At 70.6% G+C, this 24104-nt stretch carries 31 protein-coding genes and 1 pseudogene; 16 read left to right on the top strand and 16 right to left on the bottom strand.

The window, feature by feature from the left end; all coding sequences use genetic code 11:
- The first annotated feature begins 45 nt into the window (after nt 1–45).
- The gene (locus H2038_RS10295) at nt 46–819 is read left to right on the top strand and encodes an RNA methyltransferase (RefSeq protein WP_292112590.1); all 774 of its coding nucleotides are present in this window, start codon (nt 46–48) and stop codon (nt 817–819) included.
- On the opposite strand, the gene cobB is transcribed toward H2038_RS10295, so the two are convergent.
- Complete coding sequence (gene cobB / locus H2038_RS10290; RefSeq protein WP_292112694.1) at nt 816–1565, bottom strand: Sir2 family NAD+-dependent deacetylase; 750 nt, start codon at nt 1563–1565, stop codon at nt 816–818. The two genes, H2038_RS10295 and cobB, sit on opposite strands and share 4 nt — an antisense overlap.
- 110 nt (nt 1566–1675) lie before the next feature.
- Here cobB and H2038_RS10285 point away from each other — a divergent pair, with 110 nt between their 5' ends.
- From H2038_RS10285 to H2038_RS10260, 6 genes are read left to right on the top strand one after another with little or no spacing between them, the layout of a single operon-like run.
- Complete coding sequence (locus H2038_RS10285) at nt 1676–2782, top strand: S-(hydroxymethyl)glutathione dehydrogenase/class III alcohol dehydrogenase (protein WP_292112585.1); 1107 nt, start codon at nt 1676–1678, stop codon at nt 2780–2782.
- 8 nt (nt 2783–2790) lie between these two features.
- Entirely contained in the window at nt 2791–3210 is a 420-nt protein-coding gene (locus H2038_RS10280) for a fosfomycin resistance glutathione transferase (RefSeq protein ID WP_292112582.1), read from the top strand.
- 53 nt (nt 3211–3263) lie between these two features.
- Nucleotides 3264–3647, top strand: a complete 384-nt coding sequence (locus H2038_RS10275; protein WP_092311157.1) for a VOC family protein — start codon at nt 3264–3266, stop codon at nt 3645–3647.
- A gap of 48 nt (nt 3648–3695) precedes the next feature.
- On the top strand, nt 3696–4535 hold the full coding sequence (gene fghA, locus H2038_RS10270; protein WP_292112577.1) for an S-formylglutathione hydrolase: 840 nt from the start codon (nt 3696–3698) through the stop codon (nt 4533–4535).
- On the top strand, nt 4532–4768 hold the full coding sequence (locus H2038_RS10265) for a hypothetical protein (RefSeq protein WP_292112575.1): 237 nt from the start codon (nt 4532–4534) through the stop codon (nt 4766–4768). Before fghA ends, H2038_RS10265 begins: the two co-directional genes overlap by 4 nt.
- Nucleotides 4769–4809: 41 nt before the next feature.
- Nucleotides 4810–5766, top strand: a complete 957-nt coding sequence (locus H2038_RS10260; RefSeq protein ID WP_292112572.1) for a DUF4350 domain-containing protein — start codon at nt 4810–4812, stop codon at nt 5764–5766.
- A gap of 2 nt (nt 5767–5768) precedes the next feature.
- On the opposite strand, the gene H2038_RS10255 is transcribed toward H2038_RS10260, so the two are convergent.
- Complete coding sequence (locus H2038_RS10255; RefSeq protein WP_292112571.1) at nt 5769–6107, bottom strand: hypothetical protein; 339 nt, start codon at nt 6105–6107, stop codon at nt 5769–5771.
- 157 nt (nt 6108–6264) lie between these two features.
- On the opposite strand from H2038_RS10255, the gene H2038_RS10250 reads away from it, so the two are divergent.
- From H2038_RS10250 to H2038_RS10230, 5 genes are all read left to right on the top strand, one after another.
- Nucleotides 6265–6879, top strand: a complete 615-nt coding sequence (locus tag H2038_RS10250; protein ID WP_292112568.1) for a superoxide dismutase — start codon at nt 6265–6267, stop codon at nt 6877–6879.
- Nucleotides 6880–6976: 97 nt separating this feature from the next.
- On the top strand, nt 6977–7942 hold the full coding sequence (locus tag H2038_RS10245) for an MBL fold metallo-hydrolase (RefSeq protein WP_292112565.1): 966 nt from the start codon (nt 6977–6979) through the stop codon (nt 7940–7942).
- Nucleotides 7943–8102: 160 nt separating this feature from the next.
- A complete protein-coding gene (rpsD, locus tag H2038_RS10240; protein ID WP_292112562.1) occupies nt 8103–8720 on the top strand; it encodes a 30S ribosomal protein S4 in 618 nt (205 codons plus the stop codon).
- 145 nt (nt 8721–8865) lie between these two features.
- Nucleotides 8866–9252: a hypothetical protein gene (locus H2038_RS10235; protein ID WP_292112560.1), complete on the top strand. Its 387-nt coding sequence runs from the start codon at nt 8866–8868 to the stop codon at nt 9250–9252.
- A 104-nt stretch (nt 9253–9356) separates the two neighbouring features.
- Entirely contained in the window at nt 9357–9479 is a 123-nt protein-coding gene (locus tag H2038_RS10230) for a hypothetical protein (RefSeq protein WP_292112558.1), read from the top strand.
- Nucleotides 9480–9515: 36 nt separating this feature from the next.
- Here H2038_RS10230 and H2038_RS10225 read toward each other — a convergent pair whose 3' ends face one another.
- The 9 genes from H2038_RS10225 to sfsA form a co-directional block, all read right to left on the bottom strand.
- Nucleotides 9516–9944: a thioesterase family protein gene (locus tag H2038_RS10225; protein ID WP_292112556.1), complete on the bottom strand. Its 429-nt coding sequence runs from the start codon at nt 9942–9944 to the stop codon at nt 9516–9518.
- Nucleotides 9944–10300: a Grx4 family monothiol glutaredoxin gene (gene grxD / locus H2038_RS10220; protein WP_292112553.1), complete on the bottom strand. Its 357-nt coding sequence runs from the start codon at nt 10298–10300 to the stop codon at nt 9944–9946. The genes H2038_RS10225 and grxD overlap by 1 nt, the downstream gene beginning before the upstream one ends.
- 80 nt (nt 10301–10380) lie before the next feature.
- On the bottom strand, nt 10381–11304 hold the full coding sequence (locus H2038_RS10215; protein ID WP_292112550.1) for an aldo/keto reductase: 924 nt from the start codon (nt 11302–11304) through the stop codon (nt 10381–10383).
- Between the two features lie 3 nt (nt 11305–11307).
- Entirely contained in the window at nt 11308–11547 is a 240-nt protein-coding gene (locus tag H2038_RS10210) for a BolA family protein (protein WP_292112549.1), read from the bottom strand.
- A 53-nt stretch (nt 11548–11600) separates the two neighbouring features.
- On the bottom strand, nt 11601–12128 hold the full coding sequence (locus H2038_RS10205) for a GNAT family N-acetyltransferase (RefSeq protein ID WP_292112548.1): 528 nt from the start codon (nt 12126–12128) through the stop codon (nt 11601–11603).
- 51 nt (nt 12129–12179) lie between these two features.
- Complete coding sequence (locus tag H2038_RS10200) at nt 12180–13538, bottom strand: PAS domain S-box protein (protein ID WP_292112545.1); 1359 nt, start codon at nt 13536–13538, stop codon at nt 12180–12182.
- Nucleotides 13539–13652: 114 nt separating this feature from the next.
- Nucleotides 13653–14426, bottom strand: a complete 774-nt coding sequence (radC, locus tag H2038_RS10195; protein ID WP_292112542.1) for a DNA repair protein RadC — start codon at nt 14424–14426, stop codon at nt 13653–13655.
- A gap of 62 nt (nt 14427–14488) precedes the next feature.
- Entirely contained in the window at nt 14489–15313 is an 825-nt protein-coding gene (map, locus tag H2038_RS10190; RefSeq protein ID WP_292112540.1) for a type I methionyl aminopeptidase, read from the bottom strand.
- A gap of 18 nt (nt 15314–15331) precedes the next feature.
- Nucleotides 15332–16048, bottom strand: coding sequence for a DNA/RNA nuclease SfsA (gene sfsA / locus H2038_RS10185; protein WP_292112537.1), 717 nt, complete (start codon nt 16046–16048; stop codon nt 15332–15334).
- 23 nt (nt 16049–16071) lie between these two features.
- On the opposite strand from sfsA, the gene H2038_RS10180 reads away from it, so the two are divergent.
- A complete protein-coding gene (locus H2038_RS10180) occupies nt 16072–16824 on the top strand; it encodes a competence/damage-inducible protein A (protein WP_292112535.1) in 753 nt (250 codons plus the stop codon).
- Between the two features lie 18 nt (nt 16825–16842).
- Here H2038_RS10180 and H2038_RS10175 read toward each other — a convergent pair whose 3' ends face one another.
- From H2038_RS10175 to fliI, 3 genes are read right to left on the bottom strand one after another with little or no spacing between them, the layout of a single operon-like run.
- A complete protein-coding gene (locus tag H2038_RS10175; RefSeq protein WP_292112532.1) occupies nt 16843–17934 on the bottom strand; it encodes an endo-1,4-beta-xylanase in 1092 nt (363 codons plus the stop codon).
- Nucleotides 17924–18334: a flagellar FliJ family protein gene (locus tag H2038_RS10170; RefSeq protein ID WP_292112529.1), complete on the bottom strand. Its 411-nt coding sequence runs from the start codon at nt 18332–18334 to the stop codon at nt 17924–17926. The genes H2038_RS10175 and H2038_RS10170 overlap by 11 nt, the downstream gene beginning before the upstream one ends.
- Nucleotides 18335–18347: 13 nt before the next feature.
- On the bottom strand, nt 18348–19694 hold the full coding sequence (gene fliI, locus H2038_RS10165; RefSeq protein WP_292112528.1) for a flagellar protein export ATPase FliI: 1347 nt from the start codon (nt 19692–19694) through the stop codon (nt 18348–18350).
- Between the two features lie 135 nt (nt 19695–19829).
- Between fliI and cysK the strand changes: the two genes are divergently transcribed.
- From cysK to H2038_RS10150, 3 genes are all read left to right on the top strand, one after another.
- On the top strand, nt 19830–20810 hold the full coding sequence (gene cysK / locus H2038_RS10160; RefSeq protein ID WP_292112526.1) for a cysteine synthase A: 981 nt from the start codon (nt 19830–19832) through the stop codon (nt 20808–20810).
- Nucleotides 20811–20867: 57 nt separating this feature from the next.
- Nucleotides 20868–22085 carry a DUF2336 domain-containing protein gene (locus H2038_RS10155; protein WP_292112524.1) on the top strand — a complete coding sequence of 406 codons (1218 nt, stop codon included), beginning with the start codon at nt 20868–20870 and terminating at the stop codon, nt 22083–22085.
- 147 nt (nt 22086–22232) lie between these two features.
- Nucleotides 22233–22661, top strand: a complete 429-nt coding sequence (locus tag H2038_RS10150; RefSeq protein ID WP_292112522.1) for a MucR family transcriptional regulator — start codon at nt 22233–22235, stop codon at nt 22659–22661.
- A gap of 66 nt (nt 22662–22727) precedes the next feature.
- On the opposite strand, the gene H2038_RS10145 is transcribed toward H2038_RS10150, so the two are convergent.
- On the bottom strand, nt 22728–23819 hold the full coding sequence (locus H2038_RS10145; RefSeq protein ID WP_292112519.1) for a DUF2336 domain-containing protein: 1092 nt from the start codon (nt 23817–23819) through the stop codon (nt 22728–22730).
- Nucleotides 23816–24104 (bottom strand): annotated as a pseudogene (locus tag H2038_RS10140) (hypothetical protein); the annotation flags it as partial. The pseudogene H2038_RS10140 and the gene H2038_RS10145, both read right to left, overlap by 4 nt.

Genomic DNA, 24104 nt, shown 5'->3' with positions numbered 1-24104 from the left:
ACCTCCGGCTCACTGACACCTCTCGCTGACCAGACCCCGATTTCAATGTCCGACCCGATCCCCCCCGTCGTCATCCTCGACCGGCCCCAGCTGGCCGACAACATCGGCGCCGTGGCGCGGGTGATGGCCAATTTCGGCCTGTCGGAGCTGCGGCTGGTCAGCCCGCGCGACGGCTGGCCGCAGGATCGCGCCTGGGCCGCGGCCTCCGGGGCCGACTGGGTGCTGGAGGGGGTGAAGGTGTTCGCCAGCGTCGGCGAGGCCATCGCCGACCTGACCACCGTCTTCGCCACCACCGCGCGGCCGCGTGAGACGCGGATGCCTGTGCGGACGCCGCGGGAGAGCGCGCGGCTGCTGTACGACGACGCGGCCTCGGGGCTGAAGGTGGGGCTGCTGTTCGGCGGCGAGCGGGCCGGGCTGGAGACGGTGGACATCGCCCTGACCCACGGGATCACCACCATTCCCATCGACCCGCGCCACCATTCGCTGAACCTGGCCCAGGCGGTGGCGATCAACGCCTACGAATGGCGCACCCTGATCCTGGACGCCCCGCCGCCGAAGTTCCGCGAGGGCGCGCCGCCGGCGGACAACGCCCTTCTGCTGGGCATGTACGAGCACCTCGAGTCCGAGCTGGACGAGGCGGGCTTCTTCCATCCGGCGGAGAAGAAGCCGTCGATGAGCCAGAACCTGCGGGTGATGCTGGGCCGCGCCGCCTTCAGCGAGCAGGAGGTGGCCACCTTCCGCGGGGTGATCCACGCCCTGTCGAAAGGCCGCGGGCGGCGGCTGGAGAAGCTGGCGGCGCGGAAGGCGGGGGACGCCTAGGCGAGGAGCTCCCGGACAAAGGCCGGCGCCACCTCGGTGGCGGGGCCGTGGCGGGTCTCGTCGAAGAAGCGGCTGCCGAGCGAGGGCTCGAGGTTGAGCTCCACCGTCCGGGCGCCGGCGAGGTTGGCGAGCTGGACGAAACCGGCCGCCGGATAGACCGCGCCGGAGGTGCCGATGGAGACGAACAGGTCGCAGGCGGCCAGCGCCCGCTCGATGCGGTCCATCCCGAGCGGCATCTCGCCGAACCAGACGATGTGCGGGCGCAGGCGGCCCTGCGGGTGGAAGGGCGAGGTCTGGTCGGCGGCGAGGTCGCCGGGCCAGTCGCAGACCTGGCCGGTGGCGGTGCACTGCGCCTTGAGCAGTTCGCCGTGCATGTGGATCAGGCGGAAGCCCGACGCCGGCGGCGTCTCCGCATGGGCGCGGTCGTGCAGGTCGTCGACGTTCTGGGTGACCAGCAGGAAGCCGCCGTCCCAACGCGCGGCGAGGTCGGCCAGGGCGCGGTGGGCGGCGTTGGGCCGGACGGCCGCCAGGTGGCGGCGACGCTGGTTGTAGAAGTCCTGCACCAGGGCCGGGTCGCGGGCGAAGGCCTGCGGTGTGGCGACGTCCTCGACGCGATGGCCCTCCCACAGCCCGTCGGCGGCGCGGAAGGTTGGCACGCCGGACTCGGCGGATATGCCGGAGCCGGTGAGGATGACGAGGTTGCGGTGGGCCATGCCGGGCGGACGGTTATGGTCGTTGGTGAACAGTGCTAGTGAGCGAGAGGTGAGCCGATGCGGGCAGGCGAGCGCCGTCCTTGCTCACGCCTTCGCTCACTAGCACTCTTCACCCGTCCTTGCCTGCCGTACGGAGCTTATCGATGAAAACCCGCGCCGCCGTCGCCTTCGAGGCCAAACGCCCGCTCGAGATCGTCGAGGTCGACCTGGAGGGGCCGCGCGCCGGCGAGGTGCTGGTCGAGATCAAGGCGACCGGCGTCTGCCACACGGACGCCTACACGCTGGACGGGCTGGACAGCGAGGGCATCTTCCCCTCGATCCTCGGTCACGAGGGCGCCGGCGTGGTGGTCGAGGTCGGGCCGGGCGTCACCTCGGTCGAGGTCGGCGACCACGTGATCCCGCTGTACACGCCGGAGTGCCGCCAGTGTAAGTCGTGCCTGAGCCGCAAGACCAACCTGTGCACCGCCATCCGGGGCACGCAGGGCAAGGGGCTGATGCCGGACGGCACGTCCCGGTTCAGCTACAAGGGGCAGCCGATCGCCCACTACATGGGCTGCTCGACCTTCTCCAACTACACGGTCCTGCCCGAGATCGCGGTGGCGAAGATCCGCAAGGACGCGCCGTTCGACAAGGCCTGCTACGTCGGCTGCGGCGTGACCACGGGCGTCGGCGCGGTGGTCAACACGGCCAAGGTCGAACCGGGGGCCAACTGCGTGGTGTTCGGCCTCGGCGGCATCGGGCTGAACGTCATCCAGGGGCTGAAGATGGTCGGGGCCGACATGATCGTCGGCGTCGACATCAATCCGGCCAAGGCCGAATGGGGCCGGCGCTTCGGCATGACCGACTTCGTCAACCCGAAGACCGTCGACGACGTGGTGGCGCATCTGGTCGAGCTGACCGGCGGCGGGGCCGACTACACCTTCGACTGCACCGGCAACACCACGGTGATGCGCCAGGCGCTGGAGGCCTGCCACCGCGGCTGGGGCGAGAGCGTCATCATCGGCGTGGCCGAGGCGGGCAAGGAGATCAGCACCCGGCCGTTCCAGCTTGTGACGGGGCGGGTGTGGCGCGGCTCGGCCTTCGGCGGGGCGCGCGGACGGACCGACACGCCGAAGATCGTCGACTGGTACATGGACGGGAAGATCGAGATCGACCCGATGATCACCCACACCCTGCCGCTGGAACGGATCAACGAGGCCTTCGACCTGATGCATGCGGGGGAGAGCATCCGCAGCGTGGTAGTGTTCTAGAGGCGCGAATGAGCCAGACGGCCAGGGTCACCGGGCTCAACCACCTGACGTTCGCGGTCGGCGACCTCGAGCGATCCGTCGCCTTCTACCGTGACGTTCTGGGCTGCGAGCTGAGGGCGATCTGGGCGACCGGGGCCTATCTGGAAGCGGGAAGCCTCTGGCTCTGCCTGTCGCTGGACGCGGAGGTTCGCCGCGCGCCGCACGCGGACTACACCCACGCCGCGTTCAGCGTGGAGGCCGACGCCTTCGAGGCCCTGGCGGCGCGGCTGCGGGAAACGGCGGTGATCTGGAAGGACAATCGCAGCGAAGGCGCTTCGCTGTATTTCCTCGATCCCGACGGGCACCGGCTGGAACTCCACGTCGGCGATCTGGAGACGCGGCTGCGCCACTATCGCGAGCGGCCGGAGCTTGGCGTGACCGTCAGTTAGTTGCCAAACAAAACGGTCTCGTTTAGGCCTCCATCGATACAGGGAGGGAAGCCATGTTCACCCACATCACAGTCGGCGCGAACGACGTCGAGGCGTCGCGGCGGTTCTACGACGCCGTGCTGACGGCGCTGGGCCACGAGCCGGCGCAGGGGCCGGACCCGAAGGGCCGCTACTGGTGGCGGACGGCGCGCGGCGCCTTCGCCATCGGCAAGCCGATCGACGGCGAGCCGGCGTGCCACGCCAACGGCGGCACCATCGGCTTCGCGGCGAAGACGCCGGAGATGGTCCATGCCTTCCACGACGCCGGCGTCGCCGCCGGCGGCCGTTCGATCGAGGACCCGCCGGGTCTGCGCGAGCATGCCTACGGCAAGCTCTACCTGGCCTATCTGCGCGACCCCGACGGCAACAAGGTCTGCGCCCTGCATCGGGTCGGCTAGCCGCTGCGCGCCTTCCGGGATGAGCCGGAGGGGGGTAGAGGTCGGGGCATGGAAACGACCAAGACCCACGCCGTCCACGGCGGAACCCTCCGCTACCTGAAGCACGACAGCGCCGTGACCGGCACGCCGATGACGCTGTCGGTGTTCACGCCGCCGGGAGACGGGCCGTTTCCGGTGCTGATCTGGCTAAGCGGCCTGACCTGCACCGAGGACAACTTCACCACCAAGGCCGGCGCCTACCGGGCGGCGGCGGCGCACGGGATCATCGTCGTGGCGCCGGACACCTCGCCGCGCGGCGCGGGCGTGGCCGACGATCCCGCCTATGACCTGGGGCAGGGGGCGGGCTTCTATGTCGATGCGACGCAGGAGCCCTGGGCCCCGCACTTCCGCATGGAGAGCTACGTCGTCGCGGAGCTTGTCGGGCTGATCGACCGCGCGTTCCCGACCACGGGCGCCCGTTCGATCTCGGGCCACTCGATGGGCGGGCACGGGGCGCTGACGCTGGCGCTGAAGCATCCGGAGCTGTTCCGCAGCGTCTCGGCCTTCGCCCCGATCGCCTCGCCGACCCGGTGCCCGTGGGGGGAGAAGGCCTTCGCCGCCTATCTGGGCGACGACCGCGCCGAATGGGCGAAGCACGACGCGGCGCGCCTGATCGAGGCGGGCGCCGCCGCCGGCCGCTTTGACGACATCCTCGTCGACCAGGGCGACGCCGACGCCTTCCTGGCGGAGCAGCTGAAGCCGGAGCTGCTGGTCACGGCGGCGGGGGCGGCGGGCCAGAAGCTCACCCTGCGGATGCAGCCGGGGTACGACCATTCGTACTTCTTCATGGCCAGCTTCATCGACGACCACATCGCCTTCCACGCCGCCCGACTGGGGGACCTGTCGTGAGCGGGGAGGGCGCCGGACCGGACTATGAGGCGATGTTCGCGGATCTGTGCCGACAGGTCGGGTTCTGCCTGCACCCGAAGGGCGAGGCGCGGGTGATCGCGGCCCTGCCGAAGGGCCTGGACGCCGGCGTCCGCGCGGTGCTCGCGGCCGAGGGCGTCGACGAGCCGTCGGCTTCCGGGGACCTGAAGCGGGCGATCCGCGACTGCCTGAAGGCGCACGTCGGCAAGAGCTGAAGGCGGTTCGTGGTATGAGGAGGCGTCGCAGGAGGCTTCCGATGAGACCATCCGCCCTGATCCTCGCCCTCGCCGCCCTGCTCGCCGCTGCGCCTGCGACGGCGCAGCAGCAGATGGTGGATCTCGACTTCAGGCCGGACGTGGCGCGCCCCGCCTATGCGAACGGCGGCCCGGTCGTCTCGATCGACGCCGCGCACCACAACTTCCATACGGCCGACGGCCAGTACGCCCCGTTCGCGGCTCTTCTGCGGGCGGACGGATACGAGGTGCGGAGCGGCTCGAGAGCGTTCGACGCCGGCGGACTGGACGGGGTCGACGTGCTGGTGATCGCCAACGCCGGCGCCGTGCACGAGCCCGCCGCAGCCATCTTCAGCGACGCCGAGATCGCGGCCGTGGAGGCCTGGGTGCGCGGGGGCGGGCGGTTGCTGCTGATCGCCGACCATGCGCCCTTCGGGCAGGCGGCGGCGCCGCTGGCCGCAGCCTTCGGAATCCGCATGGGCCAGGGCTACGCCTTCGCGACGACCACCGCGGGCGGCGTGAGCACCAATCTGACCTACCCCGCCGAGGCGCTGGACGATCACCCGATCGTCACCGGCCGGAGCCCGGACGAGCGGGTCCAGAGCGTCACGGCCTTCACCGGCCAGTCGCTCGCCGGCCCGCCGTCGGCCGCGATCCTGTTGCCGATGACCCGCGGGGCGCGCGAGGCCGCCGATCTGCCGACCCTGCAGCGGCTGGTCGAGCGCCTGCAGGACGGCGAGGATGCGGAAGCGGCGCTCGCCGAACTGTCCGTGGAAGCCTTGCCGGCGCAGGCGCTGGCGTTCGAGCACGGCCGCGGCCGGGTGGTGGCGCTGGGGGAGGCGGGCATGCTCTCCGCGCAGCTGGTGCGCTACCCCGAGGGCTCGGGTCAGCCGGACAGACGGTTCGGCATGAACGCAGCGCCGGAGAACGCGCGGTTCGGCCTCAATGTGATGCACTGGCTCAGCGGGCTGACGCCCTAGCCCTACCAACCGCGGCGTCCGCCCCGGTTCTCGTCGCGGCGGCGGCGGTGGTCGCGCCGATCGCCATGACGGCGGTCCTGACGGTCCGGGGCGACGTAGACGGGAGCCACGTAGACGGGCGTCGCATACGCGCGCTGATTGGCCTGCCACGCGGGTTCGCAGTACTGGCGGACCACGCCGAAGCGGTCGGTGTACCAGGTGCAGACGGGCTGGTTCTCCAGTTCGTAGGCGAGGGTGTCGAGGCCGTGGGAGAGGGTCTCCCAGAACTCCGGATCGCTGCTGCAGCCGGACAGTCCCAGCCCCAGACCCACGACCGCGAGCGTCTTTCCCAACCCCGCCATGGCGACCTCCCGTTGCGACGGAGCGACGTTCGGGCAACCCGGCGGGGGCGACAACCGTTCGAAACCTGACAGCAAATCGCCCCGTCCGCCTTGGGCCGGACGGGGCGACGGCCTACATGCGCCAGCGTACCCTTTCGTCGACCACAGGAGCCTCCCCATGGCCTTCACCCTTCCGCCCCTGCCGTACGCCTATGACGCCCTGGAGCCGGCGATCGACAAGGAGACGATGACCTTCCACCACGACAAGCATCACCAGGCCTATGTCGACAACCTGAACAAGGCGGTCGACGCCGACGGCAGCCTGCAGGGCAAGTCGCTGGAAGAGATGTTCGCCGGGATGTCGAAGCTGCCCAAGGCGGTGCGCAACAACGGCGGCGGTCACTGGAACCACAGCCTGTTCTGGGAGCTGCTGGCCCCGCAGGGCCAGACCGGCGAGCCGTCGGCGGAGCTGGCCGCGGCCATCGACCGCGATCTGGGCGGGATGGACAAGTTCCGGGAGGACTTCAACGCCGCCGGCGCCGCCCAGTTCGGCTCGGGCTGGGCCTGGCTGATCGTGCAGGACGGCAAGCTGAAGATCACCTCGACGCCGAACCAGGACAATCCGCTGATGGATGTGGCGGACGAGAAGGGCGCCGTGGTGCTGGGCGCCGACGTGTGGGAGCACGCCTACTATCTGAAGTACCAGAACCGCCGGGCCGATTACCTGAAGGCCTTCTGGTCGGTCGTGAACTGGAACAAGGTCAACGAGCTGTACGCGGCCGCGACCGCCTGAGGACCCTGCCGGGCCGCCGGGTTTCGCGCCCGGCGGTCTGGCGTCGCGCGGCCCGGCCCCCAGATAAGCGGGACCATTGACCTTCCGGAGCGCCGCCATGACCTTCCACGCCCGCCTCGCCGCCGCCGGCCTGCTGCTCGCCGCCCTCGGCGCCGGAGCCTGTTCGCCGGAAGAGAAGAAGGCGGCCGGGACGGAGCCCGCCGGCGCCGCCGTCGCGGCGTCGGAAGACGTCCACCCGTTCCGGATCGGGGCGCTCGAGGCCGCGGCGCTGAGGGACGGGGCCCTGAACCTCCCCGCGAGCGATGCGGAGATGAGCCCGTGGGCGCCGGCGGAGGCCGCCGCCCTGCTCAGCGCCGCGGGCGTGGCGGACGGAACCATTCACCTGTCGATCCAGCCGCTGCTGGTCCGCGACGGCGAGCGGGTGGTGCTGATCGACACCGGCGCGGGCGGCGAGATGGGGACGGAGAACCGGCTGCCCGGCTCGCTCCGGGCGGCGGGGGTGGAGCCGGGGCAGGTCACGGACGTGCTGATCTCCCACGCCCACGGCGACCACATCGGCGGCCTCGCGGCCGACGGCGCGCTGGCCTTCCCCAACGCCGTGATCCGGATGGACGAGGCGACCTGGCGGGAAATCCGCGAGGAGCCGCGGCTGGCCGACCTCGTCCGGCTGATCACCCCGCGCGTGCAGACGTTCACGGCCGGCGCCGAGGTGACCCCGGCGATCACGGCCGTGGCCCTGCCGGGGCACTCGCCCGGCCATACGGGCTACGAGATCGGCTCAGGGGACGACCGGCTGCTGTACATCGGCGACGCCCTGCACAGCTCGATCATTTCGGTCCACGCCCCGACCCTGCGCAACGCCTGGGATTCGGACGGCCCGCTGGCGATCCGCACCCGCGAAGGCCTACTGGAGCGGGGCGCCCGCGACGGCATGCGCATCTATGGCGTCCATTTCCCCTTCCCCGGCATCGGCCGCTTCGAACGCGTCGACGGCGGTTTCCGCTGGGTTCCGGAACGCGGCGCGCCGCTGCCGGCCGACCACCCGGCGACCGGCGCGGGCTGAGCGCGCCTTGACTCCGGCGGGGCCGGACGCGATAAGCCCCGCCTTCACGCCCCGGGCCCCGGTCCGGGGCGCGTCGCATGACGGACGATGCGTGGACCGCCGTTGGGATCGTCCCTCCAATCCGGGAGGGACCGGGCCGCATCAACATAGAGAGTGACTTATGTCCAAGCGCCACAGCGCCAAGTACAAGCTCGACCGGGCCATGGGTGAAAACCTGTGGGGCCGCTCGAAGTCCCCGGTCAACAAGCGCAGCTACGGCCCCGGCCAGCACGGCCAGCGCCGCAAGTCGAAGGTCTCGGACTTCGGCCTGCAGCTGAAGGCCAAGCAGAAGCTGAAGGGCTACTACGCCAACATCACCGAGAAGCAGTTCTCGGCCATCTACGCCGAAGCGACCCGCCGCAAGGGCAACAGCTCGGAGAACCTGATCGGCCTGCTGGAGTCGCGTCTGGACGCCATCGTCTACCGCGCCAAGTTCGTGCCGACCCCGTGGGCGGCCCGCCAGTTCGTCAACCACGGCCACGTGACCGTCGACGGCAAGAAGGTGGACATCGCCTCCTACCGGGTGAAGCCCGGCCAGGTGATCGAGGTCAAGGAGAAGAGCCGTTCGATGGCGCTGGTGCTGGAAGCCCAGCAGTCGTCGGAGCGCGACGTGCCCGACTACCTCGAGCTCGGCGATCGCGGCTTCTCGGTCCGCTACGTCCGCGTGCCGGAGCTGGCCGACGTGCCGTTCCCGGTCAAGATGGAGCCGAACCTGGTCGTCGAGTACTACTCGTCCTAAGGTCGGGTCCTACGACACCGAATGTGATGAGGCCCCGGAGCGATCCGGGGCCTTTTTGCTGCCGCGCAAGGCGGGCGCGGTTTTCTTCGCGGTCGAAGCAGGGCAAAATCGGGGCGTTCTGAAGCGGCGGGCGAGGGAGGCCGGAATGAGATCGTCGACCATGCTCGCGGCCGTGGCGCTGGCGCCTGTTCTCGCCGGCTGCGCGATGCTGGACCGCGCCCTGGGCCGGGAGCCTGCGCTGGCGGCGGTTGACCTGCCCGGTCAGATCGAGCCGATCCACGCTGCGGCGATCGCCGACGACCAGGCGGTGTTCTGGGTCAGTTCGAACGGCTGCACGAACAAGGCCGACCTGACCCCGGTGGTGCGCCGGGCGCGGAGCGGATCGGTGATCACCCTGCGCCGGATCAAGCAGGATCTTTGCACCGATCCGCGGCCGCAGGGGGTCGAGGTGAGCTGGTCGTTCGAGGAGCTCGGACTGGAACCGGGCGCCCGCCTTTCGGTCGAGAATCCGTATCAGTTGCCGCGCACCTGACGCGCCGGCGCGTGTCCGATTGTTCACGTGCCATTCAGCCGCAGAAACGGCACATAGCGGCCAAGCTTCGATACTGAAGCGACCATCGAACGATTGAGGCCTCCATGCTCCGTCTCGCACTCGCGATCGTCATCGCGGCGCCGCTTCTCTCCGGCTGCATCGTCATCGCCAGCGAAAAGCCGACCACCCGGGTCATCCACCAGGCGCCCGCCGAGGCGGCGGACTGATCCGCAGGGGGCGGCGATCGCCGCCCCTGAACGGCCTCAGCGCCGCTCGAAGGCCGGGAGGATGTCGGCCGGGATGCGGTGCGGCCGCATGGTCGCGGCGTCGACCAGCACCCATTCCGTGACGCCCTGGGCGCAGAGCCGGCCCTCGCCGTCCTCGATGCGGACGTAGCGATTGAAGCGCGGACCCTGCGGATCGCCCACCCAGGTGCGGGCCTTCACGCCCTGGGCGTCCGGCATCAGCGGCCGGAAATAGTCGATCTCGTGCCGGGTCCCCACCCAGGACCATTTCGCCCGCGCCTCGGGGCCGAAGCGGGCGTTCCAGTGGGCCGTGCCGGCGTCCTGCAGCCAGCCGACGTAGACGACGTTGTTGACGTGGCCGTTCTCGTCGATGTGCTCGGGCCGGACCTCGAGCGGCAGCTCGAAGATCTCGCGGTCCGGTCGCGGCTCCAGATGCGGCCGCGCCATCAGGCCTCGGCGCCGCCCAGGGGCACGCCCTTGTCGGCCATCAGCGTCTGCAGTTCGCCGGCGTTGAACATCTCGCGCACGATGTCCGAGCCGCCGACGAACTCGCCCTTCACGTACAGCTGCGGAATGGTCGGCCAGTCGGTGAAGGTCTTGATGCCTTCGCGCAGGGCCTCGTCCTGAAGCACGTCGACGCCGACGAAGGGCGCGCCGATGTGGTCGAGGATCTGCACCGCCAGCGAGGAGAAGCCGCAGCGCGGGGAATCGGGCGTCCCCTTCATGAACAGGACGACGTCGTGGGTCTTCACGGCGTCGGCGATGAAGGCGTGGACGGGGTCGGCGACGGCGGGATCGGTCACAGGAACGGCCTTTCGGTGAAGGCCGTCAGCTAGGAGCGGCGGCGGGCAGGGTCAAGGGCGCAGGTCCCCGGCCAGGCCCCTCAGGCGGCCTGGGCGCCCGCGATCCGGGCCATCTCGATCTGGGCCGCAAGCCCGGGCGGCATGTCCCGGTCCGGCACCAGGGCGAGGGTGTTCAGCCGTTCGACGGTGGACGCCTCGATCAGGACGCTGGAGACCGACGGATCGGTCAGGGCGTAGGCGAGGCAGATGGCCTCGGCGGTCCAGGCGTTGGTCTGGTGCAGGAAGGCGAAGGTGCCGGCGCCGGCGAGTGGATCGTCCTTGGCGCGGCCCTTCGGGCGGCCGAAGCCGAAGAAGCCCTTCTTCTCCTCGTGCAGGCTGGCCGCCTTGCGGGCGGTGTCGAGGCTTTCGGGGAAGTAGCCGTAGACGAAGATGGCCATGTCCTGCTCGCGGGCGACGCGCAGCCGGTGACGGACCTGCCAGGGCGAGTTGACGTGGTACGGCGTTGCGAGAACGTCGAAAGCCCCGGTCGAGACATAGGCGTCCATGACCTCCCCGTCGCCGGAGACGCCGAGCAGGCGCACCCGCTGGGTGGCGCGGAGGGCCTTCAGCGCGTTGAGCGACGACTGCGGCAGTTCATGGTCCGCGGGTTCGTCCAGCAGGGCCAGATCGAACCATCCCAGGCGTGACGCGTGCAGCGTGCGGTCGATGGCGGCCGTTATGCCCTCGGCCGAAAAATCCCTGTCGGAGCCGCGGCGGCCGTCGCCGGCCCCGAGGGTGAGGGCGACCTGGACGAGCTTGCGCTCGACATGCTGCAGGGCCTCGCCGAGCACCTCGGCGAGCACCGGGTCGGCCGAACAAAGGCGATAGCTGTTGATGCCGGCCTCGAGCGCCGAATAGATCAGCTCGCGGGCGGCTTCGGGACCGCGCGCGATGTCGCGCGGGCCGAGGCTGAGGGTGAGGGCCGAGACGGCCTGGCCGGCCGAGCCGTAGGGACGGTAGCGCATCGATCAGTCTCCCGACGGCGCCGAGGTCTCGAGCGCCAGGGCATGGAGCTCTCCGCCCATCCGCCCCTTGAGGGCGGCGTAGACCAGCTGGTGCTGGCGAACCCGGGAGAGGCCGGCGAAGGCCGGCGAGACGATGCGGGCGCGGTAGTGGTCGCCGTCGCCGGCGAGATCCTCGATGGCGATCTCGGCGCCGGGAAAGGCTTCGGTCAGGTACCGGCGAAGCTCTTCGACGGGCATGGGCATGGGCAGGAGGCCTCCGATGGGCGGGAGGATGCGGCGTAAACCTTAATGTCGAGCTACGCCGCGCGACGTTCCAGCAGCCGGACCGGTCCGCCCTTGTAGGTCGTTTCGGCGTAGGGCGCATAGCCGGCGCGGGCGGCGAGCGCCAGGGAAGGGGCGTTGTCCGGCGAGATCATGCAGACCGTGCGCGGCGCGTTCAGCGTCTCGTCGCACCACGCCAGCGCCGCCGACAGCGCCTCGAAGGCGAGGCCCCGGCCCTGGAAGCGCGGGGCGACGCCCCAGCCCAGCTCGGGCGCGTCGAACGGAGGGTCGAGCAGGCGACGGTAGTCGAGCACGCCGACGCTGCCGACGTAGTCGCCGGTCGCGGTCTCCCGGATCGACCAGTTGCCGTAGCCGAGCGCCTCCCAGTGGCCGATGTCGCGCAGCAGCCGGAACCAGACATCCTCCGCCGTCAGGGCGGCGGGGAAGATGGCGGTGGCGAAGGCGGGGTCGCCCCAGAGCTCCACCAGATCGTCGAGGTCGGAAACCTGGGCGGGCGTGAGCGTGAGGCGTTCGGTGATCAGGGTGGTGGTCGTGATCGTCATGTCGACGGCGGATCGCTCTGGCTTTCGGTGCGCCCAGTCTGCGCGCATCGTTCACAACGGAAAGGTAACGTCCACGACCAGTCCCGACGGTTCCCAATGCCGGGACATGACGCCGTTGATCTGACGGACAACGCTGCTCTTCAGGACGGAACCGAAGCCCTCCCGGAGCGGTGCGGATACCGACGGGCCGCCGGTCTCGCGCCACGTCAGTCTCACCTGGCCCCCGTCTCTCGCCCAGCGGACGGAGACCCGGCCGTTGTCGCGACTGCAGGCCCCGTACTTGTTGGCGTTGGTGGCGAGTTCGTGGAGCAGCAGGCTCAGGGGTTGAACCTGCTCCGGCGAGAGCGACACCTCCGGCCCCTCGACGTCGATCCGGTCGCGCGGGCAGAGCGCTTCCAGCTCTTCGCGAACCACGTCCTCGAGCCGGCCGTCCTCCCAGCGCCGGTTGGCGAGAGAGGTCTGGGCCCGCGCCAGGGCGTTGATCCGGCCGGCGAGGGCCTCCTTGTAGGACTCCAGGTCGTTCGCGTGGGTGAGCCGGGTGAGCGAGTGCACCACGGCCAGAACGTTCCGCGCCCGGTGGTCCACCTCCCGCATCAGCAGATCGCGGGCCTCCTCGATCCGCTTCGCCTCGCTGATGTCGCGCACCTCGATGATGGTTCCCACCACCTTGGCCTGATGGTCCTGGACGGGACTGGCGGTGAAGGCGACCGGGTAGAAGGAGCCGTCCTTGTGCACAAACACCTCCTCTCCCCGCGTGTTCGCATTGTCGGGGAAGGCGCGGTCGATGGCGCACTCCGAGACCGGGAAGGGCGACCCGTCCGGGTAGGTGTGGTGGATGACGTCGTGGAGGGGACGACCCGTCACCTCCTCGAAGGCGTAGCCGGTGAGGTCCTCGGCCGCCTTGTTCATGAAGACGCAATGCTGCCGCTCATCCATGAGGAAGACGGCCATGGTGGTGTTCGCGAGGATGGCGTCCAGCCGCATCGACACCTGCCGGAGGTCGGTCTCCACCTTGCGTCGGGCGGTGATGTCCTGGATGGCGGCGAAGAAGACGCGGTCGCCGTCCTCGTCAAAGACCTGGAGCTTGACCGCGACGTCGTAGTCCGTTCCGTCCTTGCGCCGGTGCACGGTTTCGAAGTCGAGCCGCCCCACCTCGCCGCGCAGAAGGGGCCCGACCATGTCGATGAAGGCGTCCCGGAGAACAGTGGGCTTCAGGTCCCAGGGGGTGAGCCCTGCGAGCTCGGCCATGGAGTACCCGAGGTTCTCCCGCGCGCCCCTGTTGACGAGGCGGAACCGGAAATCGGTCGCGGAGAAGATGTAGACCTCGCTGGCGGCTTCCTCGACGATGCGGCCGAGGCGCTCGCTGGACATGCCCTTTTCGCCGGTCTCGCGGGGAGGGATCGCATTCATCGGACAGGGCCGCCGCATTCGTGGGAAAACACCTCCTACGGCATCCACAGCTTCGCGGCCATCGTGGCGCCGCCGGGCCAGCGTCGCACCCGCGGAACCGGCCGGCGGCCCCGTCTACATCAGCCCCAGCTGCCGGAAGCTGGCCACCCCCTCGCGGCCGACGACCAAGTGGTCGTGGACGGCGATCTCCAGGGCCCGGGCGGCGTCGATGACCTGACGGGTCATCTGGATGTCGGCGCGGGAGGGCGTGGGATCGCCCGACGGATGATTGTGGACGATGATCAGGTTCTTGGCCGAGAGCTCGAGGGCGCGGCGGACCACCTCACGCGGATAGACCGGCGCATGGTCGACGGTGCCGCGATTTTGCACCTCGTCGAGGATCAGCTTGTTGTGGTTGTCGAGGAACAGGACCCGGAACTGTTCGCGCGGCTCGTGCTGGAGGGCGACGCGGACGTAGGCGACCAGCGCGGTCCACGAGGCGATGACCGGCCGGTTGGCCGCCTCCTCGCGCAGCACCCGGCGGGCGACCTCGTGCAGGGCGGCGAGATCCAGGGCGGTCTCGACGCCGACGCCCCGCACGCGGCCGCGGGCGTCCTCGGTCCGGACGGTCATCAGGTCCTCGACCGGTGCGGCGAGCACGGCGGCCAGCGAGCCGAAGCGGGCCAGCAGGGCCTTGGCGACCGGCTTGACGTCGCCCTGCGGCTGGCTGCGGAACAGGAACAGCTCGAGGAGCTCGTAGTCGGGCAGGTGGTGGAGGCCGGCGGAACGGGCGCGCTGGCGGAGGCGCTCCCGATGCCCTCCGGCGCCGGTCGCCCCGGAGCGCCGCGGCTTCGCTGCGGGCGACGGGGCCGGACGGTCCGGCACAGGAAACGGCAGCACTGAGGACATGGCGGCCTCCGGTTCAACCGGAGCGGCACGATGTCAGAACAGACGGTGAACGTCCAGTGGCGTCAGAACTTCGGGCGGAAGAGCCCGGCGGGGCTGGCGGTGAACAGTTCGCAACCATCGTCGGTGACGCCGATGGTGTGTTCGCACTGGGACGACAGGGACTTGTCGCGGGTGACGGCGGTCCAGCCGTCGGACAGCACCTTCACGTGCGGCTTGCCGAGGTTCACCATCGGCTCGACGGTGAAGAACATGCCCTTCTTCAGGGTCGCGCCCTCGCCGCGGCGGCCGTAGTGCAGCACGTTGGGGCTGTCGTGGAAGATCCGGCCGATGCCGTGGCCGCAGAAGTCGCGGACGACCGACATGCGGTTGGCCTCGACCACCTGCTGGATGGCGTAGCCGATGTCGCCGAAGGTCGCGCCCGGGCGGATCACGGCCAGGCCGGCGGCCAGGGAGTCGTAGGTCACGTCGATCAGCTTGCGGGCGCGCGCGTTGACCTCGCCGACCGCGTACATGCGGCTGGAGTCGCCGTGCCAGCCGTCGACGATGACGGTGTGGTCGATGTTGACGATGTCGCCGTCCTTGAGAACCTTGTCGCCGGGGATGCCGTGGCAGACGACGTGGTTGATCGAGGTGCAGACGGTCTTCTCGTAGCCCTTGTAGCCGAGGCAGGCGGGAAGGCCGCCGTGGTCGAGGGTGAACTCACGGATGCGGTCGTCGATCTCGCCCGTGGTGACGCCGGGCCGGACGTATTCGGTGATCATGTCGAGCGCCCGGGCGACCAGATTCCCGGCCGCGCGCATCCCCTCCCAGGCCTCCTCGTCCTGGTGGACGCGGATCTCATGGGTGCGGACGAAGTGGTCGGTGTCCAGTTCGGGAGTCTCGTACATCGGGCGTCTTCCGGCGCGTCAGGCGCGCCACGGCAGGGGGCGATCAAGGCGGATCGCTTCGGGGGACAGGTGGCAACTGTAGCACAGAACCTCAACCCCGCGGGAGGCGGCTTCCCGGAGAGCGGGCCCGTAGGCGCGGTCGATGTCGTCGGCCGTGGTGAATACGTCGCAGTCCATGCGCTGGACGACGAACAGCATGACGGCCCGGCCGCCGGCGTCGACCACCCGCTCCAGCGCTTTCAGATGCTTGACGCCGCGGACGGTGTTGCAGTCCGGGAACTCGGCGAGACGGGCGGATCGGCTGAAGTGGCAGTTCTTGATCTCGACCCAGCAGGACGGACGCTGCAGGGCGTCGGGATCGGACTGGAGCAGGATGTCGATGCGGCTGTCGACGTCGTAGCGGACCTCGCGGCGCAGGATCGGATAACCCGCCAGCTCGGGAATCTCGCCCCGCGGGATCGCGGCCTCGGCGATACGGTTGGGATTCAGGGTGTTGACGCCCACCGGTCCGGCCCCGGGCAGTTCGACCGCCTCCAGCGTCAGCGGCAGCTTGCGCTTCGGGTCGGGCGAGCGGGACAGCCAGACCGGCAGGCCGGGCGCGGTCAGGCCGAGCATCGCCCCGGGGTTGGGGACGTGGACGGTGGTCTCCGATCCGTCGGCGAGGATCACGTCCGCCAGGAAGCGCTTGTAGCGGCGGACCAGGGTTCCGCGTTCGAGGGACGACTTGAAGCGCATGCAGGAGGCTCTAGCCTGCGCGGATGAGCGACGCATCCCCCACCGCGGCCGTGCTGATCATCGGCGATGAGATCCTGTCCGGGCGGACCCGGGACACCAACCTCAACACCATCGCGCGCTTCGTGGGGGCGCTGGGAATCGATCTGCTGGAGGCGCGGACGGTGGGTGACCGGCAGGCGCAGATCGTCGGGGCGCTGAACGCGCTGCGGAGCAGCCACGACTACGTCTTCACCACCGGCGGGATCGGGCCGACGCACGACGACATCACCGCCGATGCCGTGGCGGCGGCGTTCGGGGTGGAGCTGGTCGAGCACCCGGCGGCGCTGGCGATCCTGGAGCGGCGCTACGGGGCGGAGTTCAACGCCGCACGGCGGCGGATGGCGCGGATTCCCGCGGGCGGGACGCTGATCGCCAACCCGGTGACCGACGCCCCGGGCTTCCAGATCGGCAATGTCTTCGTGATGGCGGGCGTGCCGAAGATCATGACCGCCATGCTCGAGGACGTGGCGCCGCGGCTGCGGACCGGCGCCGTGGTGCACGCGCGCACGGTCCGGGTGACCGGGGTCGGCGAGGGCAGCGTCGCCGACATCCTGTCGGCCGCGGCGCGGGCGCACCGGGAGATCAGCTTCGGCAGCTATCCGTTCGGAGCCGGGACCGTCGGCGAGATCGGGACGAACCTGGTGGTGCGGGGGCGGGACGAGGTCGCGGTGGACGCCGCCGTGGACGGACTGCTGGCGGAGCTGGCGGCGGCGGGGATCGCGACGGAGCGGGTCTGACCGCCTCCGGGCCGCGACTCAGGCCCCGGCGCGTCCGGTGAAGGCGTCGACGAGGGCCTGATACGCCGGGTTGGGGCGGCCGTCGGCGTCGAGCAGAAGCGCGCTTTCGTCGGCCCGGCCCTTGCCCTCGGCGCGGACCAGCCAGCTGTCGGAGTCGCGCAGGCCCCAGGTGGTGAAGGCGTAGCGCTGGCGCTCCGGCAGGGCGGCGAAGGCCTCGGCCAGCTCGCCGACGCGGGCGACCTGCTGGGCGCGGCGCTCGGCCATGGAGCGCAGGTCGGGCATATGGCCGCCGTCGCGCTGGAGCGGGAAGTCCAGCTCCGAGACGTGGATCGGCAGGCCCAGCGAGGCGGCGTCGCGGAAGAAGGTCGTGATCTGGCCGGCCGGTATCTCGATGCTCAGGTGCGACTGGGTCCCGATGCCGCCGATCGGAGCGCCGAGCGACAGCAGGCGCTCGACCAGGCGGAGGAAGGTCGCGCCCTTGGCCGGTATGTTCTCCAGATTGTATTCGTTGAGAAAGAGGATCGCGTCCGGATCGGCGGCCTTCGCCTGCTCGAAGGCGCGGACCATGTAGCCTTCCTGGCCCAGGGCCCGGCTCCAGTGGCAGTCGCGCAGGCCGTTCCCGTCCTCGGCCACCGGTTCGTTGACCACGTCCCAGCCGGCCATCCGGCCGCGATAGCGGCCGACCAGGGCCTCGATGTAGCGATCGTATTCCGCGGCGAAGCGATCGCGGGGGACGTCGTCGCTGAACACCTCGCCGCCCTGGGAGTACCAGATCACCGTATGGCCGTGGACGCGCAGGCCGTGATCGCCGGCGAAGGCGACGACCCGATCGGAGGCGGAGAAGTCGTGGGCGAAGCCGGGGCCGAGGGTGCGCTCCATCTTCTGCTCCCACTCGGGCGTGAGCTGCGCGCAGTGGCGGAGCATGGCCGCGACCCAGTCGGGATCGTCCAGCTGTCCGCTCATGGCGGTGGCGCCGAAGGGGGCGGGAACGAGGTCCTTCAGCGGCGGGGCGACCGCCGCGGGAGTCTGCGCGGTGGAGCGGCCGCAGGCGGCGAGCGCCAGCGCCGAGCCGAGAACGAGACGGCGGCTGGGGCGGGCCCTAGACCGCACGGCGGCGGAGGCCGAGTTCGTCGAAGGCCGCCGTCTCGCGCCGGCTGGCGGCGATGATCGCGTTGAGGCGGGTGGTTTCGGCGACCTGCTCGAACTTCTTGAGTTCCTCGAAGGCGCCGGTCAGGGCGTCGCGGGCGCCCGCCTCCTCCGCCTCGATTTCGGCCACGTCGGCCTCGGCGGCCGATTTCCGCATCTTCCAGCCGTTGAGATACGCCTGCAGCAGCAGGGCCGCCTCCGCGTCCTGCCGCGCGCGTTCCTGCTCGACCTCGGCCTCCGCCTCGAGCGTGGCGATCCGCATCTCGGCCGAGGCGCGGCGGGCGGTGATCTCGGCCAGGCGCTTCTGCAGCGTCTCGACCTCGTAGTTCGAAATCCGGATCAGCGACTGGGCCCAGGCGGTCATGCGTTCTCTCCGGTCACTCTTGGATCATGCCCTGGTTCAGGATTGCCTCGAGCCGGGTAAAGGAATCGGTAAGACGTGTGGCGTCGTCCTTGTCCTGACCCAGGAAGGCCTCGAGGGCGGGGTTGAGGGCGATGGCGCGGTCGACGATCGGGTCGGCCCCGGCGCGGTAGGCGCCGATCTTGATCAGCTCTTCCATGTTGGCGTAGGCGCTGAGGCACTGGCGGGCGCGGCGGTTCAGCTCGCGCTCGGGCGGGGTCTGGCAGCCGGGCAGGGTGCGGCTGACCGACTTCAGCACGTCGATGGCGGGGAAGCGGCCGCGCTCGGCGATCTTGCGGTCCATGACGATGTGGCCATCGAGGATGCCTCGCACGGCGTCGGCGATGGGTTCGTCATGGTCGCCGCCGTCCACCAGCACGGTGAAGAGGGCCGTGATCGGCGCCGCGGTGGTGCCGTCGGGGCGGACAGGACCGGGGCCGGCGCGCTCGAGCAGCTTGGGCAGTTCCGTGAAGACGGTGGGGGGGTAGCCCTTGGTCGTCGGCGGCTCGCCGGCGGCCAGGCCGATCTCGCGCTGGGCCATGGCGAAACGGGTCACCGAGTCCATCAGGCACAGGACCTCGAGGTCCTGGTCGCGCAGGAATTCGGCGCAGGCCATGGTCATGTAGGCCGCCTGCCGGCGCTTCAGGGCCGGCTCGTCCGAGGTGGCGACGACGACGATGGCCCGGCGCAGACCCTCCTCACCGAGGGTTTCCTCGATGAACTCGCGCACCTCGCGGCCGCGTTCGCCGATCAGGCCCACGACGACCGCGTCGCAGGTCGCCTGGCGGGCCAGCATGGACAGCAGCACCGACTTGCCGACGCCGGAGCCGGCGAAGATGCCGAGGCGCTGGCCGCGGCAGGTGGTGGTGAAGACGTCCATGGCGCGGACGCCGAGGTCGAGGCGCTCGCCGACCCGGCCGCGGGAGTGGGCCGGGGGCGGGGGCGCGCGCAGGGGATAGGCGGCCGGGCCGCTCGGGAGCGGCCCCTTGCCGTCGATGGGGTTGCCGAAGGCGTCGATGATCCGGCCCAGCCAGGCGGTCGTCGGACGCACGGTGGCGGCGGTGTCGATGATGCGGATGTCGGCGCCGGGGGCGACGCCCTCGACCGGGCCGAACGGCATCAACAGGGCCTTGGCGTCCCGGAAGCCGACGACCTCGGCGGGGAGGGGGTGCTGGCTCCGGCCCCGCTCGATCTCGGCGCGCGCGCCGACGGCGAGGCGGCTGAGGCCGCCGCGGGATTCGATCAGCAGGCCGTTCACGCCCGCGACCTTGCCGGTCACGACCAGCGGGTCGACGGCTTCGACGGCGGCGACAAGATTGCGCAAGCTGGACCCCGGAAACAGGGGATCAGGGATGCGGGATCGTGGTTAACGGGGGGTGAAGTTGGACGTCGGCCTTTGCATGGGCCCCGGCGAACCTATCTTGGTCCGACGCCCCCCGAAGCCGAACGGAGCCCTGCCATGACCGACGCCGCCTATGATCCCGCCCGCCATCGCAAGGCCGGCCGCGGAAAGGTCTACGGCTCCATCGTCGAAACCATCGGCGACACGCCCCTGGTCGAGCTGCCGCGGCTGTCGGCGGAGCTGGAGCCGAAGGCGCGGGTGCTGGCCAAGCTGGAGTTCTTCAACCCGCTGGCCTCGGTGAAGGACCGCATCGGGGTGGCGATGATCGAGGCGCTGGAGCAGACCGGCGCGCTGCAGCCGGGCGGGGTCCTGATCGAGCCGACCAGCGGCAACACCGGCATCGCCTTGGCCTTCGTGGCGGCGGCCAAGGGCTACCGCCTGATGCTGGTCATGCCGGAGAGCATGTCGATCGAGCGCCGCAAGATGCTGGCCCTGCTCGGGGCGGAGCTGGTGCTGACGCCGGCGGAGAAGGGGATGAAGGGGGCGATCGCCCGGGCGCAGGAGCTGCTCGACTCGACGCCCGGCGCGGTGATGCCGTCGCAGTTCGAGAACCCGGCCAACCCCGCCATTCACCGGGTGACGACGGCGGAGGAGATCTGGGCCGACACGGACGGGGAGGTGGACCTGGTCGTGGCCGGGGTCGGCACCGGCGGCACCATCACCGGCGTCGGCCAGGTGCTGAAGCAGCGCAAGCCGTCGGTGCGCATGATCGCCGTCGAGCCGACCGCCAGCCCGGTGCTGTCGGGAGGAGAGCCCGGCCCGCACAAGATCCAGGGCATCGGCGCGGGGTTCGTCCCGGCCAATGTCGACCGCTCGGTGGTGGACGGCGTCGAGCAGGTCACCAATGAGGAGGCGTTCGAGATGGCCCGCCGGGCGGCCCGGACGGAGGGCATCCCGGTCGGCATCTCCTCCGGCGCGGCCCTGGCGGCGGCCTTCCGCCAGGCGGCGCTGGACGAGAACGCCGGCAAGACCATCGTGGTGATCGTGCCGAGCTTCGCCGAACGATACCTGTCGACGGCCCTTTTCGAAGGGCTCTGACCCTCAGCGCCGGGGGCGTCACAGCCGGTTAACCGCATCCCCCTAGGCTGGCCCGTCATGTCCGAGCCCGCCGTCACGCCCGAGGAGGACGCGCCCGCCGCGCGCTTTCGCGCACGCCACGCGCTGCTCAAGCGGCTGGCCGACGTGGTGTCGCTGCCGGCGAGCCGGATCAACGCGTTCGAGCGCTCGGTCACCGGCGATCTGCTGGTCGAGATGCTCCGTCTGGCCGCGCCGGAGGACCGCAAGCGGGTGGCGGCGCGGCTGGCGCCGCTGGCCGAGCTGCCGAACGCCCTCACGCGCATGCTGCTGCGCGACGAGCCGTCGATCGCCGGGCTGCTGATCGAGCAGTGCGCGGCCCTGTCGGACGCCGATCTGGTCGCCTGCGCCCGCGACGCGACCATGGAGCACCGCTTCCTGATGGCCAGTCGGCGCGGCCTGTCCGAGGTCGTGAACGAGACGCTGATGAGCTTCGGCGAGACGCCGGTGATCGAGGCCGTGCTGCGCAACGGCTCGGCGCGGCTGGGGCAGGTGGCGATCGAAGGCATCGTCAGCCTGAGCCGCACCGAGCGCGGGTTGTGCCCGCATCTGCTGAAGCGGCCGGAGCTGCGGCCGTCCGGAGCCTATGTGATGTTCTGGTGGTGCGGGCCGGAGGAGCGCCGCACCATCCTGCAGCGCTTCGCGGTGTCCCGCGAGGTGATGCAGGAGGTGGCGGAGGACGTCTTCGCCATGGCCGCGCAGGAGAACTGGCAGGATCCGGTGTCGCGCAAGGCGCTGCAGTTCATCGAGCGCCGCCAGCGCAACCGCGCAGCGATCGAGAAGAGTCCGTTCGGCGGACTGGAGCAGGCCGTGGCGGCGGCCGGGAACACCGGGCTCACCCGGGAGATCGCCACGGAGATCGCCTACCTCTCCGGCGTGAAGCCCATCACCGGCGCCAAGATCCTCGGCGACCCGGGCGGAGAGCCCCTGGCCATCCTGTGCAAGGCCACCGGACTGGGGCGCGCTGACCTTCAGGCCCTCTGGCGGTCCATGCGCCGGCCGGAGACAACTCCGGACGGGACGCCTGATGCGGTCTGGGAGCGGGTGCAGGTCACCTATGAGATGCTGGCCGTCGACCGGGCGCAAACGGTCCTGCGGTACTGGAACTGGTCCCTGTCCTCCGCCCTCAGCCCGGCGTTGCTGAGGGCGATCCGGGACGGCGAGGAAGAGGCGCTGGACGACTATTCAGCCCCGGAGCGGGCGGCGATGTTGGCGCTCGCCGAAAACTTCGGCCGCTGAGGTTCAGCGCAAGGCGGCGGTCAAGCTGCTCATCATTGAGGTTAATCCTCAGGCGCATTGCTTTCGCGCCGGAACGTCTTTATTCGAACCAAGACCGACAGATCGAGCTGATCAGTCGATTCGAGAGACCTCCAGGCGGGAAATGCAATGGAAGAGAATTCGCAACTGCTCGAGATGACGGCTGACATCGTCTCGGCCTACGTCGGCAACAACAACGTCCAGGCTTCCGAAGTGCCGGGGCTGATCTCCAGCATCCATGCGGCGCTGTCGCAGGTCTCCACGGGCGGCGCGGAACCGGAGCCGGAGCCCCGCGAGCCGGCCGTTCCCGTCCGCAAGTCGATCACCCCCGACTACCTGATCTGCCTGGAAGACGGCCGCAAGTTCAAGTCGCTGAAGCGCCACCTGCGGACCAAGTACAACATGAGCCCGGAGGAGTACCGGACCAAGTGGGGCCTGCCCAAGGACTATCCGATGGTCGCGCCGAACTATGCGAAGGCCCGGTCGGAACTGGCCAAGCAGATGGGTCTCGGCCAGGGCGGCCGGAAGCCGGCCCGCGCGCCCCGCGCCAAGAAGTAGGCCGACCTCGCAACGTTGGCGAAGACGCCCGCCGGATCGCTCCGGCGGGCGTTTTCGTTGTCGGGATCAGGCGGCCTGGGCCCCGCGGCGCATGCGCCAGAAGCGGAGCGTGCGCAGGGCGGCCTCGCGGGACAGTTCCGCATACATGCGGGCGTAGGCGTGCGCCTTGGCCATGGCGTCCCCGTCGTCATTGAGCAGCACGACCGCGTAGGTGAGGAACAGGGCGCGGTCGAGATCGGCCGCCTTGCAGACCACGGCGAGGGCGTCGAGTTCGCGGCGCTCGACGATCTGGCGGGCGGTGTGGAAGTCGATGTCCGACAGCTGGGCCAGCGCGATCAGGAAGGACGTCCGCCCGCCCGAGCGCAGGAAGCGCGCCAGCATCTGCGGCGTCAGCTGTCCGGCGGCGCGGAGCTCCTCGACGTAGGCCAGGCATTCCGAGTAGTCGGCCGGAAGGGAGCCGTCGTCGGTGGCCACGCGGGCGCGGCCGGCCGCGAGCGCGCTCTCGAGCAGGGCGGGGTCGAGGCGGGCGTTCTGTTCGAGAATGCGGCTGCGCAGCCGGGCCTCGACCACGAAATACATGTCGTTGAGCAGATCCGGCGGAAGGTCGGCGCGCGACACGGCCGGCTCGTGCAGGGCGGGGTTGGCGCGGGCGCGCTCGACCGCGGCCTCGGACGCCTGGCGCGACAGGCGGGCGCCGTCGTTGCGGAGCAGGGTTCCGAGGGTTTCGTCGTCGCCGCGCTCGACGATCACGTCCGAGACGGCTTCCGACACCGAGGCGCGGTTCGAGACGGCGCGGAGGTGGTCCTGACCGTGGCGCCGCACGACGCCGAGCAGATCCTCGTCGGTCAGCACGGGCGAGTTGGACAGGACGGGGGCGGCGACGGACGCCTCGTCGTTGGCGAGGCGGCGGATGAGGGTGCGGGGCGCGTCGGGGGCGCTGGCGAAGCGGGCGGACAGCTCGGCCCGGACCGCCGTCTCCATCTCGTCGGCCAGGCGGGCGAGCACGGCGCCGTAGAGGCCGTCCTCGGTCTCCGTGCGGGTGGTCGAGCCGAAGAAGTGGTCGGTCAGCTCGCGCAGGAGGGCGCGGCGCTTTTCGCTCGATCCCTCTTCGGCGAGCGCGATGAGGTCGGGCAGGCGGGAGGCGGTCTCGACGGTCACTGGTAGTCGCCCTCCGGCGCGGCCGGCTGGGTGCGGACCCGCCCCTGCGCGTCGCGGATCAGGGTCGGGCCGGGCTCCGGCGCGGCGAGATCCGGGGTCGCGGGGGATTCGGTCATCGTCACCGCCAGGGCGTCGACATAGGTCGGCTGCGGCAGCTCCACGGCGTCGGGCTGGCGGCCGTGCTGCCGGTGAACGGAATAGTAGCGGGCGCCCTGGGACGCGGGGCGGTCGGCCGGGTTCGGGGTGACGACGGCGACGCGGGCGGGCGCGGGGGCGGCCGAGGCC

The sequence above is a fragment of the Brevundimonas sp. genome, assembly GCF_013912005.1.
Taxonomy (GTDB): domain Bacteria; phylum Pseudomonadota; class Alphaproteobacteria; order Caulobacterales; family Caulobacteraceae; genus Brevundimonas.
This window is presented reverse-complemented; position numbering and strand designations above follow the sequence as displayed.